Origin of the sequence: Arthrobacter sp. NPDC097144 (assembly GCF_044762205.1) — a bacterium.
GTDB lineage: Bacteria > Actinomycetota > Actinomycetes > Actinomycetales > Micrococcaceae > Arthrobacter_B.
The window spans coordinates 225,741-251,172 of the sequence record NZ_JBIWDW010000002.1 but is presented as its reverse complement, the minus strand read 5'-3'; the positions used below and the strand labels follow the sequence as shown (position 1 = coordinate 251,172).

Sequence of the window (25,432 nt, the reverse complement as noted above, 5' to 3'; positions counted from 1 at the left end):
TCCACTTCGTCAAACGAACTAGTTAGTAGTTAGGCTGGTGGGATGACGACGACCAAGGGCGAAGCAACCATGCGGCGCATCCTCGACGCCGCTTCCGTGGAGTTCGCCCAGTATGGGATCGCCGGGGCCCGGGTTGACCGGATCGCTGCCGCGGCAAACTCCAACAAAGCCCAGATGTACAGCTACTTCGGCAACAAGGACGCTCTCTTCGACGCGGTCTACGCAGAGCACATTGGCTGGATGATCAACTCCGTCCCCCTTCGCGGAGACGACCTCCCGGGCTACGCCGCCGAATTGTACGACGCATACCTCGCCCACCCGGAAGTCGTCCGTCTCACCACATGGGCACGCCTTGAACGCCGCCCCGTCGGCGACCTCTACAATGACGGCAAGGACCACAACCGGGAAAAGACCGACGCGATCCGGGAAGGCCAGAGAGCCGGCGACATCGACCCCGAGCTTGCCCCAGAGGACATCCTCTCAATCGTGACGGCCATGTCGATGGCATGGTCCCCGGCCAGCCCGCTCATCGCAGCCAGCGCAAACGATCCCGAAACAGTGCACACACGTCGGAAAAGCGCGCTCGTAAAGACTGTGCGCGGAGCGTTCTCCACATCCGCTCGCTAACCGCGACGTCACTGAGTCGACCGCGCCTAGGCACACACCGAAGAGGGGCATAATCTACCCTGTGGCGAGGAGCAAAAGCATAAGAACTGACCTGGCAGCAGCTATCGAGGAGTCTGCTGCCAGCGCTGGGTTTCGGTTAGACAATGCTCAAGTCCTCGTACGGGACAGGCTTCTCGGACTCAGTGAGGATCTGCTCGCATCCCGGTGGAGGCGGGCCCAGCTCCGGGGTCTCTATGTGTGGGGTGAGGCCGGCTGCGGTAAATCCTGGCTGCTCGACGCCTACTTCCGTGCGCTCCCAATCCAGTCGAAACGGCGAGTCCACTTCCACGGATTCTTTGATCAACTTCATGGCCGCATCCATGAACACCAGGGAGAAACCAGCGCCGTCGAGAGTGCTGTCCGTGAGCTCACTGACGGTGTGAAACTCCTGTACTTTGACGAGTTTCATGTCCATGACTCTGGCGACGCCGCGCTTTTAACCCGGCTCCTGAGACAACTCTTCGCCGCGAACGTCGTCCTTCTCGCAAGCTCCAACTACGCCCCCGCGTCCTTGCTGCCCAATCCGATCTGGCATCACCTGTTCGAACCAGGCATCGAACTGATCCAGACCAACATGGACATCATCAAGCTCGAGGGAACGGAAGACTACAGAGCCAGGCCGCAATCATCGGTCACTGGATTCAGGAGTGGGCGATGGATCAGCCCGGACCCCAGCGTTCAGCAGGACCGCCACACCCCGCAGGACCCTCAAGCATCCGACGCTGTGGAGTTGATAGCGGGCAGCAGGCGATTCCCCGTGGTTGCACATCGTGGCACCGAACTGTGGATCACCTTCGAGCAGTTATGCGGGGCGCAGACTTCGTCCGTGGAGTATCTGCGCTGGGCGCAGCAGTTCAATCACTGGGTGCTACTGGATCTGCCCTCATTTGCCGACACTGACCCGGAGGCGCAACAGAGGCTTATCAACGTCATCGACGTTCTCTGTGACGCCGATGTGCGAACAACCATACGGTCCCCCCTCACTCTCGAGGAGTTCCGGGCCACCACGCAGAACCGACCCGACGCCTTCAGAATGATGAGCCGATTACAGCTACTACAGACACAGCACCGGCCTCAACTCTGGGGTAAATCTAGCCGTCGCTAAGGAGAATCCCAAGATAGTCTGCGGAACGTTCGTGTCCTCTCACATCAAGGTTCCAGGCAGGCCGTATAAACCTTTCTGAGCTAAGGCGCAGGTACTGAACCTCTGTTACTTCCGCAGGTTTCCATGATTCCCTGAAAATCCCATTGGGTTCATAGCCCAGAGATTTTGACACACCCAGAGAAGCCGAGTTCCAGACTGCTGCCTCGGAGACAGCAGTGTTCGCCTTCAACCAATCGAATGCGTAGAGGAGGACTGCTGTTCGCATTTCCTTGCCGAGGCCTTGGCCCTGAGCATCTTGGCGGAGCCAGGAGCCCGTTGACACTGTCTTGAGAGTGCCAAACCCTTCGGCACTCAAGTCCTGACACCCGACAAAGTCGTTGCCTCTCCAGACTCCGAAGTGGAGTGACCACTTCTCCGGTGTCGATTCTGCACGTGCCCGCCAAATTCGCCGTGCAGAGTTTGCGGGAAGATCTTCAGGGCGTGCCTCGGTCCACGGATGGGAAAAGGGCATCTGCCCTGGCGGATGGATGCCGGCCTCCGCGGCTTCCACGGCAGCGGGCAAGTCCGCATCTTGGATCGGTCGCAGAACCAAACGTGGAGTTGAGAGAACTAATCCGAAGGGTGGCCACAAGGTGGCTAGGCTGGTCACCCCTCATCCTAACCAGGCGTTGTGACGTTGATCCGGTTCGAAATCCGTAACCTCAAGGGCGCGGCCCGGTGAGGGATGCCATCGCGGGCGGCCCACCGGGCGACATGGTGACATGCAGTGACTTATCCGACTCAACATTTACATTAGTGTGAAGGTCAAATCAGGTAGACAGGTGATGGAGGAGAGTTATATGCGTATTGGTGAGCTGGCGAAGAAGACGGAGGTTCCTGCTCGCATGCTGCGGTACTACGAGGAGCAGGGCCTGATTTCCCCGCGCCGGCTGGCTAACGGATACCGGACGTATGACGACTATCTGGTCGACCGGGTGCGGAAGATCCGCGGGTTGGTGGATTCCGGGATACCGACGCGGATCATCTCGAGCATCCTTCCGTGCCTGGACCAGCCGCAGACCATCGTCGTGAAGCACGCAGAGCCCGGGTTGCGGGATCTCCTGGTCACAGAGCGAGACCGGATGACAGAAAAGATCGACTTCCTCATCCACAACCGTGATTCCATCACCCGGTACATTGAAGCAATCGACCATGCTGCGAGCTCTTCGCGCCAGACACCGCGGGCCAGCTAGCCGCATTCGCGATATCAGCGCCAGTAACTACGCATTGGATGCCTCGACGACGGGGACGGAAGAGTCTGGCTAAAACGCCCGGTCTCCACCTCTTGGTGCCTGTGGTTCAACCCAAGTCGAGCCCCAAGTGCCGCATGACCGCTGTTATTGCTCCATCCGGGCATCGGACGTTTCCGGGACCGGTGCGGGCTTGTTGACGAAGAGCGAGCCAAGGACTGCTCCGAGGGCGAGGATCGCGGCGACGGTGAAGGCGGCCTGTCCGGCGTCGATGCTCTGGGTGGCATTGAGTGCTCCGGTTTCGGATGCGCTCGCTCCGATGGTGAAGGCGGAGATGAGGATCGCACCTCCTGCGGCGCCGGCGAGCTGCTGGACGGTGGAGAACGCTGCGGTGCCGTGGGCGTACAGGTTGGCCGGCAGAGCACCGAGTGCCGACGTGGTCATGGGGGCCCACATCATGGCTTGTGTTCCGGTGATCACCAGGTACGTACCCAGGGCCAGCCAGAGGCTGGTGTTCTCGTCGATGGTGGTCAGGAACCAAATGGCCGCCGCCCAGATCATCGACCCGGGAATGGCCAGGGGTTTCGGCCCGACCTTGTCGTAGATCCGTCCGCCGAGGGCAGAGACGATCGCGATCATCGCTCCGCCGGGGAAGAGGAACAGACCCATCTGCAGGGTGTCCAGCCCAAGGACCGCGGTGAGGATAAGAGGCATGATAAGAACCACGCCGAAGCCGTTCATCGCAACGAAGACCATTACGGTCGCCGGCAGGACATAGGCGCTCGTCTGGAAGATCCGCATGTCAAGGAACGCGTCTCCGCGCTTTTGCAGCCGGATCTGCCGGAGAACGAATGCTGCCGCACCGATCAGGCCAATCAGGATCGGAATGTAGGGGGCGACGGGTGCGTGACCTGCCACGGATTCGCCGATGGATGCGAGTCCGAAGACCAGCCCGCCGAAGCCCACGACGGACAGTAGCAGGGAGAGCACATCCAGGGTTGCCCGCTCAGGAGTGGTGACGTTCCGCAGCTTGAGGGCGGCAAGAGCCAGCGTCGCGACGATGATCGGCAGCATGAGAATAAACAGCCACCGCCAGGACAGCTGGGACAGGACGAGGCCGGAGACGGCGGGGCCGACGGCCGGTGCGATGGCGGGAACCGCGGTGACGAGTGCCATCATCCGGCCGCGGCGTGCGGCGGGCACCAGTCGCATGGTGGTCGTGATGAGCAGGGTTGGAAATATTGCGGTACCGATTGCCTGGATGATCCGGCCGGAGAAGAGCACTCCGAAGCCCGGAGCGGTCGCTGCGATGATCGTGCCGATGAGGAAAATCGTCATGGCGGTCAGGAAGATGATTCGGGTATGGAAGCGGCGCATCACGAACCCGGTGGCAGGGATGAGCACGGCCAGGGTCAGCAGGTACCCGGTGGTGAGCCACTGACCGGTCGTCGGGGTGATGTCCAGGTCGCTGATCAGGGTCGGCAGGGCCACGCCGAGCATCATCTCGTTGAGTAGGACGACGAAGGTCGAGACCATCAGCAGCCCGATGATCATCGCACCGCCCGGTGCCATCCGGTCATCCGACGGGGTTGCCCGGGTGCTGTCGGCTGCCCCTTGGGGAGCGGCTTCCAATGTGGATTTGTGCGGGCCAGTTGCCGCCATGTGGCTCTCCTGCTGGTGAAATGGGTTCGACGACGGGACCTGTCCCGAGTACGTCCTGGGTAAGGGCGTGAGTCCGAGCGCACAACAACGCCTCTAAACAGGCCGGGCGGCAATAGGACTCACAGGTCTATCGTGCAACCTTCTCACTAGTGGTAAGGTCAAGGCCGTTGAGGTCAATGTGACCAGAACACGCGCTGCGATGGCGTTAGTGGAGGACATCGGATTCGACGCCGGCGAGGCCGGCTCACTTCTGACTCCTGGCACGGGCCGAGGATCCGGGCGCATCTGGCGGTCGTCGTCGTCGCACCACCGTCTAGCTACCAGCACCGTCAAGATGTTGTCCACAGCGAGGGTGCAGGCTTGGAATTCCAGGGGGCTGGACGGGTCTAGCCGGTGCGGGCTTCTCTCTGTGCCCCGTTGATGACTGCGGTGAGGAAGCCGGGATAGGCGAGCTGGAGATCGTCCGCACGGAGGGTGTTCATCCGCGAAGTGCCCACATAGTACTGATGGATGATTCCGGCTTGCCGGAGCGCGGTGAAGTGGTGAGTGGCCGTGGATGCCTTGATCGGCAGGTCGAAGGAGCCGCAGCTGATGGCGGCTTCCGCGGCGGCGAGCTGGGAGATGATACTGAGCCTGATCGGGTCGGCGACGGCTTCGAGGATGCGGGGAAAACGCATGTCGACGACGGCGGGTTCGTCATCGATTGCTGCTCGTGCCATACCGTCCTCCTGTTACTGGTCAAAAGTCAATGGTACCGTCGCCACCCAATGCAGGCCTTTATGCGATCTCGATGACGACCTTGCCGAGGGGGCCTTGTGCGAGGCGGTCATAGGCCTCTTTTGCGTCCTCGAAGCGGAAGGCCGAGTCCAGGACGGGCTTGATCCGGTGTTCATCAAGGAAGGCCACGAGTTCCTCGAAGGCGCGGCGGTGTCCCACAGCGACGCCTTGAATGGTTGTTTGGCGGAAGAGCACGTTCATGACGTCAAGGTTTGAGGTTTGCCCCGACAAGAAGCCTACGAGAGCGACCACACCGCCGGCCTTCGCTGCCCTGACGGAATCATTGAGGCCGTCACCTCCTGCGACGTCGACGACCACATCAACGCCTTTCCCGCCGGTCAGTTCGAGTACTTTCGCAGCCCAATCGGGCGTCGTGCGGTAGTTGATCGTGTCCGTCGCACCCAGTGACCGGGCCGTGGCGAGTTTCTTATCGCTGCTGGACGTGGCGATGACGCGTGCCCCCAGCGCCGAGGCGATCTGGATGGCGAACATGGATACCCCGCCGGTCCCCTGGACAACGACACTGCCGGAAGGATCGAGGTGTCCGTGTTCAAACAAGGAGAACCATGCGGTCAGAGCCGCAATGGGCAGTGTTGCGGCTTCGGTGTCAGACAGGGAATCGGGGCTCTTCACGACCCTTTCTTCATGGAGAAGCATGTACTCGGCCAAGCCGCCGTCGATCGGTCCGCCGATCATCGAGTCCGGGTACTCCTCTTCCCAGGGGCCGTCGATCCACTTCGAGTAGAAGTGCGAGGTGACGCGGTCCCCCACCCGGTATCGCGTCACTTCGGATCCCACGGCCGCGACAACGCCGGCGGAATCCGCCCCGACAATGAGCCCCTTAGGCATCTTCTCGGGTGCGTAGACGCCCTCTACCAAAGCCTTGTCGCGATAGTTCAGGGACACTGCGGACACTTTCACGAGGAGGTCGCAGGGACCGGGGGAAGGCACTTCCACGTCTCGCAGGGTGAGGTTATCAAAGCCGAAATCGTCAAGCGTCCAAGCGCGCATGAGGGTCCAATCTTAGGTCGGGGAGTTCCGGGCAGATGCGGCGGCACCAACAACGATATGTGTTACTTCGATGAACATCAAACTTGATCGTCATCGAAATATCGCGCCCTAGCCGAGGCCTGCCGAAGCACCTGCCCTTCTGCGGATATGCGCGGTCGAACTGGAGCGCCTCGAAGGACGGGGCTTGGCACCGCTGGCGGCACCTGTGGTGATCGGACGGAGACTCCGGCGTTTGGCGTGGCAAGGCACTAGCGGGGACGCGTGTTTGGATCCTCGTCAGGTTTATCTCGAATTATTCGAATCCAAGGCTCCCCCGCCTTCCGCTCTATGCTCCTGTTTCGGTTGCTCCAAAGCACGAACGCAATTATCAAAAGAACTAAGACCAGCGGAATCAAGATGGCGAGTAAATCAGCTGCATCATTATTCATGTCGGCTCCTTCGGAATCGGTGCCTGGTCCACCGTCACGGCCTCATCTGGAGCCTCGAACCAAGACGGCCGGGTCAAGTTTGTCCAGCCCAACGGGTTATGCGAAATCGTCACACGGTGTCCTGGGTAACTCCCACTGGTCCCGCTGCTGTGTCCGAGGCGATGACCGACGTCGGGCGGGCGTATGCCAGCACTCAGACGTGCTCGGCTACGTCGAACTCATTGCCTTGAGGGTCAGCGAGCGTAACCCAGCGAAAGTCTTTCTCGCCCCGGCGCTCGACGAGGGTCGCCCCGGCGGTGAGCAAGCGATCGACCTCGGCGTCGAGGTCGGGAGCAGCGAGATCGAGATGGATACTGTTCTTTGCGACGGACTGGTCGTCAACCCTCTGGAATGCCAGCATCACTGGCAGCCCGCCGCCCTCGAGGACCACGAACCAGCCCTCGTTGGTCTGGGTGATCTGTGCGTTGGTTTGCTCGGCCCACCAGCGGGCGAGCGGTTCGGCGTCTGCGGTGTTGATCGTGACCATGCCTAATGTGAGTGTCATGGTGTCACCCTATTGGCGCCCAGGTTCAAAGGGAACGAAACCGCGATACAGAGATGCCGGCTAGCAGTTGATCTCGCGCAAAGCCGCAACCATCGCTGTTGGCCGGTGGCAGGACGTAGTACTTGGCGCCGGAAAGATCATCCAACCAGGGATAGCCTGCTGAGCGAGAACAATCAAAAATCCGGCCCAGCTCAGGACACTGCATGGTGGGGCGAGCACCAGCAGAATAAGGCGGAGCCTCCTGAGCGGCCTGACTAGACTGCACGTCACAGGCTCAACCAACAAGGAGACGTCATCAGCAGCAACGATATGAGCCCGGTCCAGCGGTGGCAGATCTTTATGGTTCGCAGGTCAATGAAGATCTGGATGTTCTCTCTCTGTTTTCTGGCTTATGTAACTTTGCCGCAAGTATTCCCAGACATCTGGTGGGCAGGGGCCATTCCTGCCGGTGTTGCTCTGAGCTATTTCGCGATCAGTAATCTGATTGAAGCCCGTGAGGTGCGCCGTGAGATCTTCGCTCGCGAGGAGAATCAAGAATCACCCGATCCTCCGGAATCAGGCAAGGCCGAGAGACAATGACCTTGGCCGGTCCGCAGTGTCCCTCCTGACGTTCCCCTCCGAACAGAGCTGTCTTTGCTGGGCTCCTTCTGAGACGCTCAGCAGAGGACTTCTGACAATTCAGACCAGTAACCACTCCTGATATCTAGGGACTCGTCTTCTGAACATGACACACCCGCCCAGCTAAGATTCCAGGATGGGAGGAGAGAGCACCGGCCTGGAAGAAACAGGGTGGGCCACTCACGCCCGCGATTTCATCCCGTCAACGCATCGTGGCCTATCGATGCTGCGCCTTTACCTTCCTTTTCGAGATCCCACTTTCGATGAGGGCAAAAACATTGTGCGATGGTCCCGGTACGTCTCGGTAGAAGATCACTCTGCCTCTCTGGATTGGTTCGAAGCGACCGCCGGCATCGCCGAGGAGCAGCCTTCCGTGCGCGGTCTCGTCTCCTGCATGGGTGTGTTGGATGAAGAAACCGCGAACGCTCTTCGTGAAGCGATTGGCGTTGTCGAGCTCCAATGTCTTCGTTGGATGGGCTACGGCGAAGCACCACACACACGCTCTCCCAGGCGAGTGTTCGGTGAGGAATACTTTCAGGCACGCCTCAGTCTTGACGATGTGAAGGCCGGGCGAAGAATCCCTGAGTTCGCGTGGGATGCCGGACGGCGTCTCGCATGGGGCGGCCGCCTGTATCCGGACTCATTGATCGTGGCCGCCGAGCCGCCCATCTTTCGGCAACTGATAAAAGATCCCCGCCTCGACACTATGTCAGTGAGAGCTGATCGAGATGATCTGCCGCCGAGTGCCGACGATTGACCGCTTGATAAAACGCTTTACAACCAACCGCGTCGTTTGATATTTACCCAACATATTTACGCTAATCTTTTGGCTAACCTATCCCTGAAGTGGAATTATTTCCGAAATAATTGGAAATTTCTACTGGCGGGAACGCTCGGATGGAGTTGATACGATGAAACGACCAGTTGGTGAAAATTTCGTCACACACACGGATAATATTTCACGGTTGGTGCGCCTGGCACTTGTAGGTGGATTATCCACCGGACTTGTATCGTGCAGTGGCAACGATATCAACGAGGCTCAGATTGCATCAACTCCCAGCGTCGCTCAGTCGGGACCAGACTCTGAACCCAGCCCTTCTGGGTCACCCATTCTTATTGCTAACCCCGTTACATATTATGAGGAATACCCCGACAGAATACCGGCCGTCATTCGGGCCTCTGAACTTGTAGGTCAGTATTCAGGAAAAGGTACACAGGACTTCACCAAGTTAGCCACTTCCAAGTACAGCAATGTAACCATATTTGTGACGTGCGCCAACGACGCTCCTTACGAAGTTCGAGCAGGAACAGAAACCGATGCCGAGCAGTACTCGTACGGTAGCGATAGCTGCGGCCCGGGTTTTCTCAACCACGGAACCGTTCCGTTCGATAATGGCCCGATAGTGAGCTTACGGATTGAAGTCCCTGAAGATACCGAATACACCGTGACTGTCTACGGTGAGCTGCTCTAGGCTTCCATAACGCTGGAGGGCCCCTTGATGGGTCCGGATGGCAGCGCATCTTCGAAACCCCGGAAAGCTGGTACGCCTTATGTTCCCTACTTCTTTAGGATCAGGTGATGCAGAGCCGCCGCCGGTACCGGCCGGATGGCAGAGCGCAGTGGTTCTCGTCGTAGCTCTAGCAGTGTTATGCAGTTTGATGTTTGTCGGCACGGTCCGCATTGGTCGTTACTTGCGTAAAAACCGGGGCCGAATGCTATAGCCAACGCCCCCACTTCCCATTGGGGGTTCTTTGACGACGCTAGAACGGTAGTTGGGTCTCACCAGAAGATTTCGATGTCCATCGGATCCCCTGAAAAACGCACCACACGCTTACGCTAAACGAGCAACATACAGCCGCAGAATCATCATCGGTTGCTGAGCCGGTCGATGGACCTGATAGCAGAATCGGAATCAAGAGGAGAGTCATATGAAGGAGTTCTGGGTTAGAACGCTCAGGCGCACGCCCAAATGGGTTCTCCTCCTCGTCGCCGCCGCTCTGTACGCACTTTATTCGCTCGGTGAGAAGTTACTCACCGGTGAGCAGGTGAGGCCAGGACACGTTGTAGGTGCAGTGTTCGCCGGTGTAGTGGTTGCTGCTGCCGGATTCTTGACTGTCCGGTGGCAGAGTCGCAGAGATAGCAAAAAGCCGCCGGGGTCGCTTACTGCGACCAACTTCGAGCGAGCCCTGGCATCGGGCAACCTACCAGGGGACGCGGAAGCCGACGATTGGGTTCCGAAGTTGCACCGAGCGATCCGAACCGAGCGAATCATGGCTTGGGCGGGGCCTCTCCTGTTCGGCGGGTTCACGGTGATGGGCATCTTCCTGGCTGTGACGAACCCTGACTACCCTTGGTTCTGGGTTCTTGTCACTGGGATTTTCGCCGCCACCGCAATTTGGTATCCGAGATGGGTTCGCCGGCGGCGGGTGAAGCTTGAAGCACTGATCGATCACTTCTCTGGCGGTGGCAAACACGTGAGCGAGATCCGGTAACTCGTCCTCATTCGAAGGGATGTGCCGGCTGAGAAGTATTCTCGAGCCAGGAGCAGAATTTTCGGCGAGTACGACGAGTATCAAACTTCATAGGTTTCACCGTGTCCGCCGCGAGCCAGCGTCGACGCCCATCAGGGCCGAAAGCGCGTTCGATATACATAGACCGGTGGGACTCTTCGTCTTGCATCGCCTCGCTAGGCCCTCCCTTAGCGCCCATCCCTCAGAGGGCAGCCGAACCTGTGTGGGCGTGAGCATCAGCCTTGAGCCACTTAGCCCTCACCTGAACGTCTGAGAGCTCGTATCCGAGCTGGTCATAAAACCCGATAACCGGACTATTGTCGCTGCGGATCATGAGCTGCACTTTTATAGCACCGCGGTCAATCAACCATTGTTCACAGGCCTCCATCATCGAGCGCCCCAATCCGGATTCCTGCCTGTCAGGGGCGACCGCGAGGTAATAGACCCAGCCTCGGTGCCCGTCGTGCCCCACCATCGCGGTGGCGAACAAATCTCCGTCCAGTGAGCACCCAAGGACTGTGGCCACGCCGTAATTGAAGAAGCCGCTGGCGTCCCGTCGAAAGATCCTTCGATGGAGCACAGATTCAAGGTTTAGAGGTGCTTCTTCATTTTCGTGGTCACTATTTCGTAACCCATCGATTCGTAGAGGCCTCGGGCGCCGTGGTTGAATCCGAAAACGCTGAGTCCAAGAGTGTGGGCGCCTTGGGAACGTGCGTAGTCTTCGGCTAGCTTCATTGCCTTCCTGCCTAGCCCTTTGCCGCGATGCTCCTCCTCAACGACCATGTCCCACACCCACCAAGAGCGATGATCTTCAGAACTGTCAGTTCCAACCCAGAGGTAGCCAATGGTTATGCCAGTACCGTCAAGAACATCGAACACGGCATTATCAATGGTTGGAAGGTTCTCAGGAAACGCGGCTTCGAGACTCTCATAAGCTTGCCGATGTGCCTCTTGCGGGGATTCGCCTGTCGTAATGAGATCAGATGCGTATTCGGTGCGGCTTCGTTCCATCCAGGCAGGGAATTGTTGGGCGCTGATTGGAATGAGCTGAAGAGTCATGCGATCAGCTTGACAGCAGGAGCGGCAAAAGCCGTTACCGAGATACTCACGGAGAGCGTGTGAGACAGGCTGTACTCCACCGCGGCCATCCACCGGGTCATCTCGCCGCCCCCCTACCGTGGACCGATATTCCATTGCGCTTTCTGGTCGCTGTGCCGGGACTCGGTCATCGACCCGACGGAACTGCTCGCGTCGAAGTAGTACCCCGGAGCACGGCGGCGCCGGGGACAGAACGCGACCTCAGCACCGCCGCGACCAGTGGCAGCAGCCGGCTCGAAGAACTGCACCCTTGTGTTCAGCACAGCGAAAACCATGACGACCGATCAGGACTATCCAGGGCCACCCGAGGCCCGTTCGCTGCAGCACGGAAATCGCCGCAAGGATGACGGCGGTAACCACACCCGGCCGGGCATAGCGCCGCCGTCGGGCCCTGGACGCGCAGCAGGGCAGGTCGGAGGAATTCCTCCGACCTGCCCTGCTGGTCGCCGGCTGGGTGCCGGCGCATAAATGGATTAGAACGGCTTGGTCGGCAGGTACTTGCCGTCCAGGGTGATGACGGCGCGCTCGCCGCCGTCGGGGTCGGCGACCTTCTTCACGTCGAGCTTGAAGTTGATCGCCGAGATGATGCCATCGCCGAATTCCTCGTGCACCAGGGCCTTGAGGGTCGTCCCGTACACCTGGAGCATCTCGTAGAAGCGGTAGATCGTGGGGTCGGTGGGGATGCCTCCGGGGATCGAGCCGCGGGTGGGGACAGCCTGGAGCAGCATGGCACCGTCCTCGTCCAGGTCCAGGAGCTCAGCCACTGCCTTTGCGGCGTTTTCCGGCAGCGGGTGCTGGCCAAGGACGGCGGCCGTGGTGAAAGCGACGGAGAGCCCCGAGGCGTCCGCGACCTGCTGCCAGGAAAGGTCTTTCCGGGTCTTGGAGTCAACGGCGGCGATGGCGAGTGCCTGGCGGGCAGCGGGGTCGAACTGGGAGTGCAGCATGATGTGGATCTTTCTTCTGTGATGGACCACGCCACCGGTAAGTAAGCGTGGAGGGGAGAAATGGGCCTTTTGGGGGACGGAACTAGGCTGAAAGCGCGACGGAGGATTCGGTCAGGTCCGTGACGCCGCCGGAGGCGATGTCGAAGACCCACCCGTGCAGGGTGATCTTGCCCGCCGCCATCGCTTTGGCCACCGAGGGGTGCGTTGCCAGGTTTGCGAGCTGCGCGAGGACGTTTTGTTCCACCAGGGCGGAAACGTCGCCGGCCGTGGAAGTCCGGGCCCGGGAAGCGTCGGCGTGGCGCAGCCACTTGGCGACTGCAGGAGCGCCGCTCAGATCCTGGTTCAGGGCAAGCGCTGTCATCGCGCCGCAGGCTGAGTGTCCGCACACAATGATGTCCCGGACGCCGAGTGCGGTGACGGCGTATTCGATGCTTGCCGCGATCCCGTCCGCTTCGGGGCTGAAGGCGGGCACCAGGTTGCCGGCGGTGCGGATGACGAAGAGCTCGCCGGGCTCGGTGCCGGTGATGAGTTCCGGCACGACCCGGGCATCGGAGCAGCTGATGAACAGTGTGCTCGGCGTGTGGCTGGTGGCCAAATGGGCGAAGAGTTCAGCCTTGGCCGGGAACACGTTTTTTTGGAAACGGTTGATTCCGTCAGTAAGGACCTGCATGTGTTGCTCCTTCAGTGCTTTCCGACCCTTTTGGGCTGGCAACATTCACTTTGCCCCAGCTACGCCTATAGAGTCCAAGAGGTGTTATGCATGAAGTCCATTGTTGGCATCTATAGTTAGGAAATGGCCACTGTTGAACTCCGTCATTTGCGCTATCTGCTCGCTGTTGCCGACCATGCGAATTTCACGCATGCGGCCGAAGAGCTGCGCGTTTCGCAGCCCACCCTCTCGCAGCAGATCAAGCAGCTGGAGCGGCTGGTGGGCTTTCAGCTGCTGGACCGCAGCGGACGCACTGTTCGGCTCACGGACGCCGGGGAGGTGTATGCCGACCATGCCAGCCGGGCCCTGCTTGACCTGGCCGCGGCCGACCGCGCCCTGAATGACGTGGAAGAGCTCTCCCGCGGCCATCTGCGGCTGGGCGCGACCCCCACGTTCACCGCGTACCTGATCGGACCGCTGACCGCACAGTTCCACTCCCGATATCCCGGCATCGGCCTGACCGTCACGGAGATGACCCAGGACCGGATCGAGGACGCGTTGGTCACCGACGACCTGGATGTGGGAATCGCGTTTGCCGGTAGTCCCGCGGCCGGCATCAGCACCTCGGCCCTCTTCACGGAAACCCTCAGCCTTGTCATCCGCGCCGCGGAATCACCGGCTGCCGCGACAAGTTTGCCCGTGCGGGCCCTGCAGGACATTCGTCTGGCGCTGCTCAGCGGTGATTTTGCCACCCGCAACCATATCGATGCCTATCTCGCGCAGCACCGCATCGAGCCGAAAATCACGGTGGAAGCGAACTCGATTCAAGCCCTGGCCGAGATCGTCAAGCGCAGCCCGCTGGCCACGGTTCTGCCGGACGCCATTACGCACGATCACACCGCGCTTGTTCCCATTGCCCTCGATCCGCCCCTGCCGTCGCGGACGGCTGCCCTGCTGTTCCGGCAGGACGCATATCAAAGTGCCGCCGCGCGGGCCTTTTCAGATCTCGCTCATGAGGTTGCCCGGCGCGATTACGCCCCGCCGCCCCGCGGGTCCGGTGCAGGCGCAATGTCAGTGAACGGAAGAGTGCCGGTGAACTGAGAAGCCGCCGCCGACGGCGAGTGGCTGGCCGACGACGGACGCGGACCCGGGCCCGCCAGGAACACGGGGCAGCGAAGTCCCCTGCCCTGCCATTGCACCCCTTTGAGACACCGTAGGCGCCCTCCTAAGTGTTTACCTACTCATTCCCAGCCCGACCCAAACCGTTGCACAATCACCTGCGTTGCGCGACTGGACGATTGCTTATTCTGAACATATTCAGAATAATGAAGACATGAGTACTATAGCCACCTCCCGGACGGCGACTTCATCTGACCTGTCCCGCAACCCGGGACAGGTCTTCCGCGCCGCCGACCAAGGTCCGGTCACGATTACCCGGCGCGACGGGGAACCGCTGACCCTGCTTCCCTCCCGCATTGTCGAGCGTGAGCACGAAGCCCTCCGGCTCGCCTCCCACTTGGTGGCAGCCTCGCTGGCTCCAGGGGAGGAAAGCTTCACATCTCGCCTGTTGGGCCCCTTCCCCTGGCTGGGTTTCCTGCCCGAGGCACAGCGAGAGGCGTTCGCGGCGGAAATCGTGGAGGTTTCCCGTGCCTGTGCCGCGATTTCCAGTTTTGACCGGCTCTTTATTGTTCTCGCCGAGTGGAAAGCCACTGCCGAGGCTGTCGCTGCCGGCTACACGCATGACGACGAGCTTGATTGGCTGGATGAACCAGGAACCGTCGAAGATCCCCGCGGATGAGTCCGCGGCAAACATCCGTACCCCGCCCGCTGCGGCGCAGCGAGTACCAGATCACTTTCGGCACGAGCAACGCCCAAAAGGGTTGGACGGATGTTCTGGCCACCCAGCGCAACGCTGTCGTGGCCGCCTGGGAACGTCTTACTGTCGATCCGCTGGCAGATGACACGACCTGTCACGGTATGAAGGGAGACTTGGAATTCATCACCCGCGCCGGAAAGACGCACCGGAGACGACAGTACGAACTGAGCAGCGGAGCCCGGATCTGGTTCTACGTGGATGAACGGTCAGTGGTCCTTACAGACGTCCATACTCACCACCCGAACAGCACGAAGTAATCGCCTAGAAGTTTGGGGCGCTAGGTTATGGTGCCCCTCGGATGCTGTGGTGGATGCGCGGAATGAACGCAAAGCCTGCCGGCAGTGGAGGGTGTACCGGTGAAGGATCGGCTTACGGCCCACTGCCAGCAATTGGCAGACTGCGCATGGGTGCGCCACTGTGGAGGAATCGGCGGATGTTTGCTTGGCTATGGCGATCTGATGCCATCATCCGCTGAATGAGGAGAAGAAGGTATACGTGAGTATTTGGCAGCCCGAACCGAGGAAATCGAACACATTTACGCACCTGCTACGCAACTGCAAAGACGGCAGCATCAATGAATACTAGGCTTACAGTGCGCCAGTGCGACGCAGGTGCCGGGCTGCTCGCTTTCGCGGCGCTGTGCATCGCGTTAGCACCTGGTGCGCTTCCCTTCGGGGGCAGGGGCCCGATATTCGTGGGCGCTCTATCGGTGCTGGGTATGGTCATGAATGGGCGCAAAGCCGCACGGAACAAGGAGATAATCAGAGTTGTCCGAATAACAAAGGGTCAGGTGGCTCTGAGCGCCGCACTACTCTTCGCCGGAGCGGTCGTCTGCACTGTTACGATGGTCGCCATCTCGAATTTCTGGGGCCCGTTCGGTCTATTCCTTATGCTGACCGGACTAGTGATCCAGCTGCTGGTTAAGCGGGAATCGCCTGCCAGATCGACCCCTAGGACTGAACTAGAGTTGGAAAGAATCTGAATGGACTGCCCCTGCTTTTGTTGACTCCAGGTCGGACCCCGGACGACTGAATAAACATGTAAGCGTCCCGCGGAGGGACCGGCATGCGGGCACTAGGAAAACGTCGCCTGCAGACCGGTATAGATATGGTGAACTATGAATTCAATGGAAGCCATCTGGTTCATCGTAGGATTCGCCGCGTTGCCAGCCGGCGTTCTAATCGTCGGGCTCCTCGTTCTCTGGAGGGAACCCGGCATGCGAGCCTGGGTGCGATACATGTGGATGGTGGGCCTTGCCGTCATCGCGTGGGTCGTCCTGGTGACGGTCCAGGGCAGGCTTGACGCATCGTCGAGCGCGGAGTCCGCGAATCTAGAAATTCTTTACTCCTTATCGCTATTTCTAAGTCTGCCTGCGATCGTCATTGGTGGGAGCTTCTGGGCTTTGATCGGGCGCGCAGCCACCCTAGAACGGGAGACACGGGCACATCTTCATGGAAATCCACGTTAGTTCTCCCACCCAGGAATTTTTCTGATCGGAAGTCAGTAAATGTCCCAGATAAGGATCCATAACAAAACCGTCCCCGATGGTGACCCTCGTCAATTGAGCTAACTCCTATTTACCCGTCCCAATCAGGGCTCTGGCTGGGTCGATCCGTTAGGGCCTGCCCCAGGCTTTCGTCCGCCGGGCCGCCGCGGATGCGCTCAAAGCAACGGCATGGATAATAATAACTATGATTATCCTAATTACCTTCGGTGCAATTTTGATCACAATTTCGATCGGAGCTTCCGTGTATACAATAGTTCGCCGTCGAGCGATCCTAGATGAGGATAAGGGCGCAAAGTTTGCAGCCATAATATTGGGAAGTCTGCTGGTAGGTGCCGCACTATTCCTAACTGGAGTTTTGTTTGAATGGAAATAAGATCCTGCCCGTTAGCACGATCACAAGAAGACTGTGACCGGTAGCCACCTAGCCATCCTGGTAGCCGGATAAGGATCGACCGGCGCGACACCTCTTGTTCTCCGACCAGCCCCGTATGCCCGCCGGCTTACGGACACCATCATGAGATGGTCGTGCCGGTAGCTGCGACCTAAGCTGTTCTACAACATGACAGATAACGATGAGTCGCCCCAGTATGGACCGATCCGACGAGGAGCGGCCCATACAGAGCCCGTCCAGCGCCTGCCGTTCGACATTTCCCGCCTTTCGGTCACCGGCCTGGTCATCATCTGCGAACTTGATGATCCGACTCCAGGAAACTCCAGACCATCAATGAACATGAAAATGACCCAGTATCTGCGCCTATCGGACGAATCGATGATTCGTCTAGATATGGATCGTGGAGTATCCACGTTCAAGCTTGGGCGGATCGAGGCCGTCTCCTGGAAACGCTCCGCAGCTGACGTGATCTCAGAAGTTCTCACGCTGGTGCAAGCGGATGCGAGCGAGCCCGGTTCATTTCCGTGGGAACACTACGCGCAGGCCGCACGACTGCGAGGAATTTCAATTGACGCCGAGGCACTGCGCGATCTCCCGAACACGGTGCTGCTATCTGATGACCTGGCCATAATGTATGAATTCTGATCGACCTGCGCCTCACGACTTTCCAGCTCGGCTTGGTCTTCAACTGGTCATCCTTGAGTGGACAACTCAGAGCGCCCGCTGAGGGGTGGTTCCTCGGACGCTCTGGCGTCCGATCTGGGATCCATCAGCGACGTGCCTTCTTGCTGAGTTTCGTATTGACGTCAAGCAGGTATACAAGGTCGTGTCGTCGCACCGTGGCGCGAGTTCGGAACGCTTCCTGGGCACCTGCAGCTGCGACGCGGGTTGCGGCTGCCAACGCAGCAGCAGGAGTAGGGAGTGCTGCGGCGAGGTCGGTGAAGTTTGCTACAGCCACCAGCAATGTCGGCAGGCCGTATCCTTCCGTGAACAGTCGCTTGGCCGTCTCCGCTCCCACACGCGTCGCCGCAGCACTTTTGCGCAGGTCTTCCAGTTTTGGGCGAACTGCATCGTGCCACAATTCGTCAATCTCGCTTGAAAGAGTTTCTTCCAGAGCCGAAGACTGAAGCTTACTGGCTAGCTCCTTCACCGCCTCTCTATACGCGGCTCTGTCCTCGCCCAGTTCTTCGCGGGCTTCCAGGATGTGACTCATAGGGGCGTCTGGAAAGGTGGGTAGCCGCTCAACCAAACCTGCGCCGACGGCCGTCCGACGAGATCGGTCGTCAACGACCGCAGGCAACCCATCGGCATAGCCTCCTGCCTCACGCAAGAATTCAGTGGTGACCTCATCTAGAAGAACTGATGAGCTGGAATCAGCCAGTGCTTGCGTGAGGCGGTCGCGGAACCATTTGACTTGTTCAGCAGTGCTGTCCTCCAGACGACTTCCGTCGCTAATGAGAGTGACAAAACCTGCGTCTAACGCCATGTCCAGTTCCAGCGCCTCATGACTGTCGAATACCTCTACTGCTTGTTGCCTAAAACTCATGATCGCTGGGCGCCACAGAGCCTCGGCCTGTTGGCGCAACGGGTCATCATTGGGTCTAGCGCCTAGCGCGCGCATCGCGGCGCTGAACTGTTGGGGCGTCACTGCCTCGACTCCCAAGCGTTCCAATGTCACAGCCGGTAGATCCGCGATCGTTCGCAATGGATCTTCCGGGTCCGTGTCGAGCAATGGAGAGAAAGTACGCATCCAAGCCGCGCTGGGTGCGATCAGATTCACGTGATCCGCGTATAGGAGTGAACTACGCAGTAGTCGCAACTCGTTATCTAATGCTGGCTGACCACTACTCTTCACGCGCGGGCTGGCCCCAACGGTGACTGTCAGTCCGAAACTGTTGGATTCAAGCGCGTGACGATTCCGACGGGATGGTCGACGTGATTTTTTCCCCATGGAATCATCATCACGCATGGCGTAGCTCGCAGTCGAACACGTCCTCCGTAAGCCGGTCACTCACCGGGTCATCTATCTTGGCCTTGAGGCATACGGGCGTCGGTATCGCACTGCCAGAGCATCTTGCGAGAGGGCTCGGAACATCTCGGTCATATCGACAGCGACACTCGCATATTCCGCCATTAGGTCAGTACCGTCCCCGAGGGCGGCTCGAACCGGGTCCAGCACGGGGGTGGTTGCGTCAGCTGCGGCAGCACCGAGTAGGTCCAGGCGCTCTGGGCCGGAGGTGTAGCCGAGTTCAAATAACGTCCAGTGAAACAGGTGCATCAGGGCAGAATCACGGTCGAAGCCTTCATGGGTAGGCATAGATGCTTCTTCCTCTGCAGTGAGTTCGAAGTCGCGGTGAAGCGCCAAGCCGAAGTCCGTGAAGAGCAGCCTGCCGTCCTTGATGAGGATATTTCCCGGGTGCACGTCAAAGTGCTGGAAACCCTGGCTGTTCATCCATGCCGTGGCTTTCAGGAGCTGGTCGATAACTTCAGGAAAGACGGTTGCCCCGGTACCCTCCACCAGGCTACGGCGCACCCAGGCGCCAAGAGTCTCGGGCACGTACTCAAGGAAGAACACCATGCTTCTGGACGCGTCCCTCATAGCATCGAGCTTGCTTTGGACCTGAGTCCAATATGGGCCCCACTGACGGGGAGAAGCATCGCCGTCGAACTCGCTAAGGTCTGCCTCGCACTTCAGATTAACGACGCGCCAACCGAGCAGAAGCGGAAAGAAATCCACCACTCCCGTTTGAACCCATTCGGACGTCACCTGGTGTGCTGCCAATTCCCGTCCGACCGCATGGGTAGGGCTTCCTACCCCGTAGTGGGAAACGAAGGGAAGTTGGAGCCGGCTCGTAGTGGCGGTTGGATCCGTTTCTTCGATGCTTGTCAGTGGGAGCTGTTTCACGAAGACAGTGGTTTCACCGATGCGCACTGTTTTAGTTGTTCCCCCAATGCCGATGCCCACTTCATCAGCATCATTGATAAGCGTCCGCACGCCCGCATCATCCAGTCCGTCGAGAATAGAGGAGATGGTTTGGGCTTCGTCTATTCGGACCGTCATCACTACACCCTAAGGCCCAGTGCTAGCCACGTCCGTTGCATCAATGCTCCATCCATCGCAGCGGGCTAGGGAAGCTGCCCGTTAGCCGGTGCCCTAGTGCACGCCACCTTTCCTCATTTCGACGCCAGCAGATGGCGCATTCGGAGTGTTTTGGCCGCGTGGCTCGCAAACCCAACAAGTCTTCAGCCAGAGCGTCGGCTCGTTATTCGGGATCCGCACCTCGACTCCGTCGAAGATCTGCATCAGGTTCCACATGAGATGTTGTGGCGGTTGGTCCGCTGGAAGACTCAACCATTGAGCCTCCCGGAGCGAAGCCGAAGATTCTTGATTGAACGGACACTGAACCGATAATTGGAGCGGCAATCCTCGAACGCCAAGAACGGATACCGGATAGTACGCGAATCAGGATAAATACCCCGAGGGCTGCTGCGAGCGACCTGATCCACAGCCCCAGGTCTGCCTCAGTCGCTTGGTCCAGTATCGAGATCAGCAGGAGTGCCCCCAGTACAACGGCTGTGGCGGCCGCCAAAACACGCGAGAGTCCTGTTGTCATCACCCCACCCTACTCAGAAGTTGGTGCCTTTCCATCCAGTCACGTCCATACGGTGAGGGGCCGTAGCATGTCGCTTTTGCACCAGAGATAGAGACTCTGGGATTGGTGCGAGTGTCTTGTAACCGATCGGCTTACGGACATAAAAACGATGCGCATCCTCCTGACACAGGTGGATGCGCGAATAATATTGCGGGCCACTATGCACGGTGCTGCTACGGTGTAGCACTCCGAACGGACAGAATCCACCGACCAAGGAGACCAATGACCGATCACATCAACCGTAGGCATGCCCGTTGGATCCTGCTCGCCATTACCCTCGTCGGTCTCGCTGTAGCGGCCGTCGGCTACAGCTACTTAATTTCCAGCAATTGCGGATCATCAGGTGCCAATGAGTTCTTCTCCGACGCCCGTGCCTTCCATAGCCAGGCCGGATGCTAAATCTGGCGGCTTTGCTTAGCCAGGACAGACATAGGTTCGTTTCGCTCCCTCAGCCAACAGCTCGGAGCCTGTCTGCTACAGGCGACATTAGCTAGAAACTCAAAACCGTCAGCAACTGCAGAGTGCCCGACGTGCCATCGCGGACATAACCGGGTCTGCATCGATGGTGGTCAGCGGCTGGTGGCCGAAGAGCATGACCGAAGGGGCCTCTAGGCGTCCTCCAACGGGATCCGCTTAGGGATTTTCTCTGTTGCGACTGAATCACGTTCTCCGGCCATCGGTCACGTGCCACCACCTAGATGTCTACCGTGTAGAGCATGCGCATATCTGAGACTGTCCATGCCGAAAACCGATACACCGTCGATTCACCGTTCTATCGCGTCAACTTCTGGGAACAAGCATCACCGCCTCGCGGCTGGATGCTCGATGCCTACATCCTGAGTGAAGTCGATGATCTGACGGAGGTGTACCAGTGGATAGAAGAACACGCTCGTGGACGTCGATTTGAGCTCTTCGTTGAGATGCAGGAGGAGCCCCTGGGTCCTTTCACCAGTCCGCGCAAGAGTGACCTTATCCGGCTGCTCGGAAGGAATCACAACGCCGGAGAATCTGTCCATATCGCCACCTTCGTCCCGATCTGAGGGGACGTTGCGGTCAACCAATCGCATCGGTCAACTGCGCACGCTGAGGGATCGGCTACGGGACTCTGTCGTAGGCGTCCCTCCGAATGCCCCGCTCAGTGAGCCTCAACGCCGCACGTGTGTGGCTTGGTTTCTGTATGTCTCCTTGTGAGTATTAGCGAATGGAAAACAATGTGCCCGAGGTCAGGCCGTCCGAACCCGCGCTCTCCGCTGCAGTCGCTGCCTGCAGGAAACTAATCGAGGTCAGGTTCCCTGAGCCGTCACATCGCGGCGCTGCCGCAATGCTATTGGCCGACGGGACTGTGCTCACCGGAACCTCTCCAGATGCGACCAATCCCACCGTGAATCTCTGCCACGAGGTCGGCCCGTACTGCGATGCCTTCCGGCTGGGCCAGCCGGTAGTCGCCTCGGTGTGCCTACATAGAGACCCCGAAGGCACTTTTCGCGTGCTGAGCCCCTGTGGGGTCTGTCTTGAGCGGTTAGCGGTCCACGGCGCGGACGTACTGGTAGCCGCCCCTCAACCAACTGACGTGAAAGAGGTCCAATGGATCACTCTGAGGGCAGCTCTCCCGCATTACTGGATGTTGGCTTTTCCCGAAGAACTGGTCGGTTGGTGAACACGCTGCCGACCTGGGCTAGCTCCCGAAGGGAATTCGCGCTCGGTGTTTTCGGCGACCTGCGCTGTGGGTGAAGCCCGATACCGATAGCTATCCAATCATTCGGGCGGCCACGTGTCCCAAGGGAGGATCAGCTAACGGATACTGACTTGGTCGAACCCGGTGAAGTCTCTACGATCGCGATATGACAAATCCGCTGCCTCCATCCGCGCTGATCATTTCAGAGATCGAGCTGGTACTAGTCGACCACGCGAGGGAAACTATCGATGCGGCCACCGACGCCGGTCCTGGCGAAGACGGCATACACACCATGGGTGCTGCCGTGAGAGCCGCGGACGGGCGGATATTCACGGGCGTGAACCTCTATCACTTCACCGGTGGGCCTTGCGCAGAGCTGGTCGCGCTCGGAGCTGCCCGCGCCGCGGGAGCTACAGAACTGACACACATTGTTGCAGTGGGGAACCATGGCCGTGGCGTGAAGAGCCCTTGTGGGCGGGATCGGCAAATCCTCGCCGATCACTACCCTGAGGTGCGTGTGATCGTGCCGTCGCCTGAGGGGCTCGTGAGCGTTCTTGCCAGCGACCTGCTACCGCTAGCCTTCGATTATCACGCCGAACAGGTCTAGCTGAAAGCTCACGGACGGCCCTTGACGCGCACCAGTCTTGTGCCCATTCAGGGATCGTACACGGGCGTCCTCTCGATATGTTTCTAAAAGTTCTCAGGTGATTGTGCAACGGTTCGGTTCGCGCTGGGAATGAGTAGGTAAACACTTAGGAGGCGTGATGGATCCCACAGATCTCGATTACCAGCTCTCATCGATGGCGAAGCCCCTGCCGCAAGTGGCAGAACTCGAAGCGCGACACATCGCGGAAGCGACCGCGAGGCACCGGCTCAGGAAGGGGAGATCTCTGCGCTCCCGTTGGGCGGTTCCGGTGATCGCAAGTGCCGCCGTAGCGCTGACAGCGGGAGCGGGCACGGCGACCGTTGCGATGTTTCACTGGGGCGGCGTGAGCATGCCTCCTGAGAACGTGCGCAATATCGAGCCAATCCCGGTGACTTGGATGACCGAGACGGGCCACGCAGAAACATGCCGGGTATGGATTGAGCTACGCAACCCCGGCCGAGAAGACGTTACACAGCTCGATTCCGCTATCCAGGCTCACGACTGGTCCGGGTTGGGTCAGCAGCTCTACGACGCAGCTGACACTCCACCTGACGATCCAGAAGGAGAAATACGCGTCGTGGGTAGTCTTGCTCCTGTGCTGCAGCGCTTCACTAGCAACACCTTCCCGGGGATTTACTGGCTCGGCATAGGTGAGCCGACAACCGAACGTGCCGTCGACGCCTGGGGCATGACCTGCGCTCCCGAAGCCGAGTGATCATGGGTACCGAGGACCGTGCGGCGCGTGTCGAGAACGCCACAAGAGAGCATGCGCCCGCATTACTTGCATACTTCGCGAGGCGTGTAGATCAGTCCCACGACGCAGCCGACCTGCTGGCAGAGACACTATTGATCCTTTGGCGGAGGGCGTCATCCCTGCCCACTGATGACGCAGAAGTTAGACCGTGGATGTTCGGCATTGGCCGTAATGTGCTGATGCATCATCGACGGCGGGCGATTCGACAGCGAGCCGTCTCCGACCGTCTACGAAACATCTTGTCAACAACCCCGCGTTCCGGTTTCGCCGAAGCCGTCGAACACGACTCCCTTCACCGCGCCCTTGCGGGGCTGGACCCGATCGACCAGGACATTATTGGCCTGGTTCATTGGGACGGATTCTCGTTGGTCGAGGTGAGCCGGATAATTGGGATGAAAGAAGGGACTGTTCGCAGTCGATACCACCGTGCTCGCTTGGCGCTCCGAACACAACTCGAAGAGCATCTCGCACACCAACCGTAGTGGCTGCCGTCGTGACGAGGGCACTAGATGATGGCGCTGGTTCGTGGTGGTGGATTGGTGTCGCAGTCCAGGTCGTAGCAGCTGTCACCCTCGTGGTTTGCCTTGTCTCGATTGTTCGAGGCCAACGGGACGACTACTGGAAAGAGCGAGGACGTGATCCTCAGGGTCCTGGACGATCAACACTGTGAGCATTCAGGGATCCATACTGGGACACCGTACAGATTTAAGAAGAGACGCCTAAAGGGAGAGCCAACATCGAACAGGTCTTGCGAACTTCAAGTGGTCGGTTGGCCTTGCGTCGACCTGTTCCTAGCGATGCGGACGAGCTGTTTCGGATGTACTCAGACACTCGTCTCATTGAATGTGACCCAATGCTCGCTCACAACTCGATCACACATACACAAGCAGTCCTCCAACGCCGGATCGCTGAGTGGCAACAGCATGGGCACGGATTGTGGGTACTGGAAACCTTGGAAGGCGTCTCATCGGGCGAGCTGGTCGGCATGGGTGGCTGTCAGCTGCTGACAGCCAGCGCGTGGAATCTATCCTTTAGTCTGCGACCCCAGAGCTGGGGGCGCGGCTACGCTCAGGAAGTCGCCACAGCTGGCATCGAATATGCACAGGTGACACGTCCAGACTTTCCCGTAACGGCTGTTGTCGCGAAGCGCAACACGCGCTCCCAACGTGCGATCGAACGATTGGGGCTTCACAAACAATGGGAGGGGCCGGACAACTATGACCCTGACCCAGGGGCAATGATGTTGCTGTATGCCGACCGAGTGTTATCCCCTGAACAAATTTTGACGCTAACTCACTAACCATCACCAAGAGAGTTATTCGATCCATTTGCTAAGAAATTGCTCGCATCAAAGCGGCTTGGAGGTCCTTGCTCGGATGCTCTGGTCGCGTGAGGGACAGCCATTGGGGAGCGACGAGGCTGGCGTCCAAGTCAACGCTTTGGTTGTTACGCAGAGGGATCTGGTTACAAGACGGGGTGATCGGTCACGATGTGGGGACCAACTAATCATGGGACTTGAGCCGTTATCGTGACATACGTGAACGGGACTCGGGCAGTAGGCAACGAAACGGTGGGTCTCTCCCCACTACTGCAGATGAATCAGCAGGAGTCCGGGGCATCAAGGGCAGCTGCGGTGAGTTACGGGCTGAATACAGGCTCCCTCGCGAATCAAGCGGTACCTCCGGATG

29 protein-coding genes are annotated in these 25,432 nt (G+C 59.2%); 18 read left to right on the top strand and 11 right to left on the bottom strand.

The annotated features are described in order from the left end of the window. Positions 1-42: 42 nt before the first annotated feature. Both ACIQXM_RS04815 and zapE read left to right on the top strand, forming a co-directional pair. Positions 43-627, top strand: a complete 585-nt coding sequence (locus tag ACIQXM_RS04815) for a TetR family transcriptional regulator (RefSeq protein ID WP_400928378.1) — start codon at positions 43-45, stop codon at positions 625-627. A gap of 61 nt (positions 628-688) precedes the next feature. Then, positions 689-1,771 (top strand): cell division protein ZapE, encoded by a 1,083-nt coding sequence (gene zapE, locus ACIQXM_RS04810; RefSeq protein WP_400928376.1) that lies wholly within the window; start codon positions 689-691, stop codon positions 1,769-1,771. Here zapE and ACIQXM_RS04805 read toward each other — a convergent pair. Next, the gene (locus ACIQXM_RS04805) at positions 1,758-2,420 is read right to left on the bottom strand and encodes a GNAT family N-acetyltransferase (protein ID WP_400928373.1); all 663 of its coding nucleotides are present in this window, start codon (positions 2,418-2,420) and stop codon (positions 1,758-1,760) included. The two genes, zapE and ACIQXM_RS04805, sit on opposite strands and share 14 nt — an antisense overlap. Positions 2,421-2,610: 190 nt before the next feature. On the opposite strand from ACIQXM_RS04805, the gene ACIQXM_RS04800 reads away from it, so the two are divergent. Beyond that, on the top strand, positions 2,611-3,003 hold the full coding sequence (locus ACIQXM_RS04800) for a MerR family transcriptional regulator (protein ID WP_400928370.1): 393 nt from the start codon (positions 2,611-2,613) through the stop codon (positions 3,001-3,003). 144 nt (positions 3,004-3,147) lie between these two features. On the opposite strand, the gene ACIQXM_RS04795 is transcribed toward ACIQXM_RS04800, so the two are convergent. The 4 genes from ACIQXM_RS04795 to ACIQXM_RS04780 form a co-directional block, all read right to left on the bottom strand. Then, positions 3,148-4,662: a DHA2 family efflux MFS transporter permease subunit gene (locus tag ACIQXM_RS04795; protein ID WP_400928367.1), complete on the bottom strand. Its 1,515-nt coding sequence runs from the start codon at positions 4,660-4,662 to the stop codon at positions 3,148-3,150. Between the two features lie 386 nt (positions 4,663-5,048). After that, positions 5,049-5,381: an ArsR/SmtB family transcription factor gene (locus tag ACIQXM_RS04790; RefSeq protein WP_400928364.1), complete on the bottom strand. Its 333-nt coding sequence runs from the start codon at positions 5,379-5,381 to the stop codon at positions 5,049-5,051. A gap of 58 nt (positions 5,382-5,439) precedes the next feature. Next, positions 5,440-6,450 carry an NAD(P)-dependent alcohol dehydrogenase gene (locus ACIQXM_RS04785; RefSeq protein ID WP_400928361.1) on the bottom strand — a complete coding sequence of 337 codons (1,011 nt, stop codon included), beginning with the start codon at positions 6,448-6,450 and terminating at the stop codon, positions 5,440-5,442. Positions 6,451-7,071: 621 nt separating this feature from the next. Further along, on the bottom strand, positions 7,072-7,422 hold the full coding sequence (locus ACIQXM_RS04780; RefSeq protein ID WP_400928359.1) for a VOC family protein: 351 nt from the start codon (positions 7,420-7,422) through the stop codon (positions 7,072-7,074). Positions 7,423-7,776: 354 nt separating this feature from the next. On the opposite strand from ACIQXM_RS04780, the gene ACIQXM_RS04775 reads away from it, so the two are divergent. The 4 genes from ACIQXM_RS04775 to ACIQXM_RS04760 all read left to right on the top strand — a co-directional run bounded on the left by ACIQXM_RS04775 (position 7,777) and on the right by ACIQXM_RS04760 (position 10,533). Continuing rightward, positions 7,777-8,001, top strand: a complete 225-nt coding sequence (locus ACIQXM_RS04775; RefSeq protein ID WP_400928357.1) for a hypothetical protein — start codon at positions 7,777-7,779, stop codon at positions 7,999-8,001. Positions 8,002-8,176: 175 nt separating this feature from the next. Next, positions 8,177-8,797, top strand: coding sequence for a hypothetical protein (locus ACIQXM_RS04770; RefSeq protein ID WP_400928354.1), 621 nt, complete (start codon positions 8,177-8,179; stop codon positions 8,795-8,797). Between the two features lie 154 nt (positions 8,798-8,951). Then, the gene (locus ACIQXM_RS04765; protein ID WP_400928352.1) at positions 8,952-9,512 is read left to right on the top strand and encodes a hypothetical protein; all 561 of its coding nucleotides are present in this window, start codon (positions 8,952-8,954) and stop codon (positions 9,510-9,512) included. Between the two features lie 457 nt (positions 9,513-9,969). Then, positions 9,970-10,533 carry a hypothetical protein gene (locus tag ACIQXM_RS04760; RefSeq protein WP_400928349.1) on the top strand — a complete coding sequence of 188 codons (564 nt, stop codon included), beginning with the start codon at positions 9,970-9,972 and terminating at the stop codon, positions 10,531-10,533. Between the two features lie 220 nt (positions 10,534-10,753). On the opposite strand, the gene ACIQXM_RS04755 is transcribed toward ACIQXM_RS04760, so the two are convergent. The 4 genes from ACIQXM_RS04755 to ACIQXM_RS04740 form a co-directional block, all read right to left on the bottom strand. Next, entirely contained in the window at positions 10,754-11,131 is a 378-nt protein-coding gene (locus tag ACIQXM_RS04755; RefSeq protein ID WP_400928346.1) for a GNAT family N-acetyltransferase, read from the bottom strand. Between the two features lie 11 nt (positions 11,132-11,142). Continuing rightward, on the bottom strand, positions 11,143-11,610 hold the full coding sequence (locus ACIQXM_RS04750; RefSeq protein ID WP_400928344.1) for a GNAT family N-acetyltransferase: 468 nt from the start codon (positions 11,608-11,610) through the stop codon (positions 11,143-11,145). A 512-nt stretch (positions 11,611-12,122) separates the two neighbouring features. Then, on the bottom strand, positions 12,123-12,593 hold the full coding sequence (gene cynS, locus ACIQXM_RS04745; protein WP_400928341.1) for a cyanase: 471 nt from the start codon (positions 12,591-12,593) through the stop codon (positions 12,123-12,125). An 82-nt stretch (positions 12,594-12,675) separates the two neighbouring features. Further along, positions 12,676-13,263 carry a carbonic anhydrase gene (locus tag ACIQXM_RS04740; RefSeq protein WP_400928339.1) on the bottom strand — a complete coding sequence of 196 codons (588 nt, stop codon included), beginning with the start codon at positions 13,261-13,263 and terminating at the stop codon, positions 12,676-12,678. A 123-nt stretch (positions 13,264-13,386) separates the two neighbouring features. Here ACIQXM_RS04740 and cynR point away from each other — a divergent pair, with 123 nt between their 5' ends. The 4 genes from cynR to ACIQXM_RS04720 all read left to right on the top strand — a co-directional run bounded on the left by cynR (position 13,387) and on the right by ACIQXM_RS04720 (position 17,661). Beyond that, positions 13,387-14,343, top strand: coding sequence for a transcriptional regulator CynR (gene cynR / locus ACIQXM_RS04735; RefSeq protein ID WP_400928337.1), 957 nt, complete (start codon positions 13,387-13,389; stop codon positions 14,341-14,343). 232 nt (positions 14,344-14,575) lie between these two features. Continuing rightward, the gene (locus ACIQXM_RS04730) at positions 14,576-15,040 is read left to right on the top strand and encodes a type II toxin-antitoxin system Phd/YefM family antitoxin (RefSeq protein ID WP_400928335.1); all 465 of its coding nucleotides are present in this window, start codon (positions 14,576-14,578) and stop codon (positions 15,038-15,040) included. Next, positions 15,037-15,375: a hypothetical protein gene (locus ACIQXM_RS04725; protein ID WP_400928333.1), complete on the top strand. Its 339-nt coding sequence runs from the start codon at positions 15,037-15,039 to the stop codon at positions 15,373-15,375. Before ACIQXM_RS04730 ends, ACIQXM_RS04725 begins: the two co-directional genes overlap by 4 nt. Before the next feature lie 1,809 nt (positions 15,376-17,184). Then, on the top strand, positions 17,185-17,661 hold the full coding sequence (locus ACIQXM_RS04720; RefSeq protein WP_400928330.1) for a hypothetical protein: 477 nt from the start codon (positions 17,185-17,187) through the stop codon (positions 17,659-17,661). Between the two features lie 124 nt (positions 17,662-17,785). Here ACIQXM_RS04720 and ACIQXM_RS04715 read toward each other — a convergent pair whose 3' ends face one another. Together ACIQXM_RS04715 and ACIQXM_RS04710 are read right to left on the bottom strand one after the other, a co-directional pair. Next, a complete protein-coding gene (locus ACIQXM_RS04715; protein ID WP_400928327.1) occupies positions 17,786-18,796 on the bottom strand; it encodes a hypothetical protein in 1,011 nt (336 codons plus the stop codon). Positions 18,797-19,039: 243 nt separating this feature from the next. After that, positions 19,040-20,077, bottom strand: a complete 1,038-nt coding sequence (locus tag ACIQXM_RS04710) for a hypothetical protein (protein ID WP_400928324.1) — start codon at positions 20,075-20,077, stop codon at positions 19,040-19,042. A gap of 814 nt (positions 20,078-20,891) precedes the next feature. Between ACIQXM_RS04710 and ACIQXM_RS04705 the strand changes: the two genes are divergently transcribed. The 7 genes from ACIQXM_RS04705 to ACIQXM_RS04675 all read left to right on the top strand — a co-directional run bounded on the left by ACIQXM_RS04705 (position 20,892) and on the right by ACIQXM_RS04675 (position 25,044). Then, positions 20,892-21,068 carry a hypothetical protein gene (locus ACIQXM_RS04705; protein WP_400928322.1) on the top strand — a complete coding sequence of 59 codons (177 nt, stop codon included), beginning with the start codon at positions 20,892-20,894 and terminating at the stop codon, positions 21,066-21,068. Positions 21,069-21,385: 317 nt separating this feature from the next. Beyond that, positions 21,386-21,709, top strand: coding sequence for a hypothetical protein (locus tag ACIQXM_RS04700; RefSeq protein ID WP_400928319.1), 324 nt, complete (start codon positions 21,386-21,388; stop codon positions 21,707-21,709). Positions 21,710-21,870: 161 nt separating this feature from the next. Further along, on the top strand, positions 21,871-22,326 hold the full coding sequence (locus tag ACIQXM_RS04695) for a cytidine deaminase (RefSeq protein WP_400928317.1): 456 nt from the start codon (positions 21,871-21,873) through the stop codon (positions 22,324-22,326). Between the two features lie 184 nt (positions 22,327-22,510). After that, the gene (locus tag ACIQXM_RS04690; protein WP_400928314.1) at positions 22,511-22,951 is read left to right on the top strand and encodes a cytidine deaminase family protein; all 441 of its coding nucleotides are present in this window, start codon (positions 22,511-22,513) and stop codon (positions 22,949-22,951) included. A gap of 157 nt (positions 22,952-23,108) precedes the next feature. After that, a complete protein-coding gene (locus ACIQXM_RS04685; protein WP_400928311.1) occupies positions 23,109-23,705 on the top strand; it encodes a hypothetical protein in 597 nt (198 codons plus the stop codon). A gap of 2 nt (positions 23,706-23,707) precedes the next feature. After that, the gene (locus ACIQXM_RS04680) at positions 23,708-24,226 is read left to right on the top strand and encodes an RNA polymerase sigma factor (protein WP_400928309.1); all 519 of its coding nucleotides are present in this window, start codon (positions 23,708-23,710) and stop codon (positions 24,224-24,226) included. A 266-nt stretch (positions 24,227-24,492) separates the two neighbouring features. Then, entirely contained in the window at positions 24,493-25,044 is a 552-nt protein-coding gene (locus tag ACIQXM_RS04675) for a GNAT family N-acetyltransferase (RefSeq protein ID WP_400928306.1), read from the top strand. Positions 25,045-25,432 lie beyond the last annotated feature (388 nt).

Coding starts and splice junctions, on each gene's coding strand:
- ACIQXM_RS04815 (WP_400928378.1), top strand. CDS start 43: ATGACGACGACCAAGGGCGAAGCAACCATGCGGCGCATCCTCGACGCC.
- ACIQXM_RS04800 (WP_400928370.1), top strand. CDS start 2,611: ATGCGTATTGGTGAGCTGGCGAAGAAGACGGAGGTTCCTGCTCGCATG.
- ACIQXM_RS04795 (WP_400928367.1), bottom strand. CDS start 4,662: ATGGCGGCAACTGGCCCGCACAAATCCACATTGGAAGCCGCTCCCCAA.
- ACIQXM_RS04790 (WP_400928364.1), bottom strand. CDS start 5,381: ATGGCACGAGCAGCAATCGATGACGAACCCGCCGTCGTCGACATGCGT.
- ACIQXM_RS04785 (WP_400928361.1), bottom strand. CDS start 6,450: ATGCGCGCTTGGACGCTTGACGATTTCGGCTTTGATAACCTCACCCTG.
- ACIQXM_RS04780 (WP_400928359.1), bottom strand. CDS start 7,422: ATGACACTCACATTAGGCATGGTCACGATCAACACCGCAGACGCCGAA.
- ACIQXM_RS04775 (WP_400928357.1), top strand. CDS start 7,777: ATGAAGATCTGGATGTTCTCTCTCTGTTTTCTGGCTTATGTAACTTTG.
- ACIQXM_RS04770 (WP_400928354.1), top strand. CDS start 8,177: ATGGGAGGAGAGAGCACCGGCCTGGAAGAAACAGGGTGGGCCACTCAC.
- ACIQXM_RS04765 (WP_400928352.1), top strand. CDS start 8,952: ATGAAACGACCAGTTGGTGAAAATTTCGTCACACACACGGATAATATT.
- ACIQXM_RS04760 (WP_400928349.1), top strand. CDS start 9,970: ATGAAGGAGTTCTGGGTTAGAACGCTCAGGCGCACGCCCAAATGGGTT.
- ACIQXM_RS04750 (WP_400928344.1), bottom strand. CDS start 11,610: ATGACTCTTCAGCTCATTCCAATCAGCGCCCAACAATTCCCTGCCTGG.
- cynS (WP_400928341.1), bottom strand. CDS start 12,593: ATGCTGCACTCCCAGTTCGACCCCGCTGCCCGCCAGGCACTCGCCATC.
- ACIQXM_RS04740 (WP_400928339.1), bottom strand. CDS start 13,263: ATGCAGGTCCTTACTGACGGAATCAACCGTTTCCAAAAAAACGTGTTC.
- cynR (WP_400928337.1), top strand. CDS start 13,387: ATGGCCACTGTTGAACTCCGTCATTTGCGCTATCTGCTCGCTGTTGCC.
- ACIQXM_RS04730 (WP_400928335.1), top strand. CDS start 14,576: ATGAGTACTATAGCCACCTCCCGGACGGCGACTTCATCTGACCTGTCC.
- ACIQXM_RS04725 (WP_400928333.1), top strand. CDS start 15,037: ATGAGTCCGCGGCAAACATCCGTACCCCGCCCGCTGCGGCGCAGCGAG.
- ACIQXM_RS04720 (WP_400928330.1), top strand. CDS start 17,185: ATGACAGATAACGATGAGTCGCCCCAGTATGGACCGATCCGACGAGGA.
- ACIQXM_RS04710 (WP_400928324.1), bottom strand. CDS start 20,077: ATGACGGTCCGAATAGACGAAGCCCAAACCATCTCCTCTATTCTCGAC.
- ACIQXM_RS04705 (WP_400928322.1), top strand. CDS start 20,892: ATGACCGATCACATCAACCGTAGGCATGCCCGTTGGATCCTGCTCGCC.
- ACIQXM_RS04700 (WP_400928319.1), top strand. CDS start 21,386: ATGCGCATATCTGAGACTGTCCATGCCGAAAACCGATACACCGTCGAT.
- ACIQXM_RS04695 (WP_400928317.1), top strand. CDS start 21,871: ATGGAAAACAATGTGCCCGAGGTCAGGCCGTCCGAACCCGCGCTCTCC.
- ACIQXM_RS04690 (WP_400928314.1), top strand. CDS start 22,511: ATGACAAATCCGCTGCCTCCATCCGCGCTGATCATTTCAGAGATCGAG.
- ACIQXM_RS04685 (WP_400928311.1), top strand. CDS start 23,109: ATGGATCCCACAGATCTCGATTACCAGCTCTCATCGATGGCGAAGCCC.
- ACIQXM_RS04680 (WP_400928309.1), top strand. CDS start 23,708: ATGGGTACCGAGGACCGTGCGGCGCGTGTCGAGAACGCCACAAGAGAG.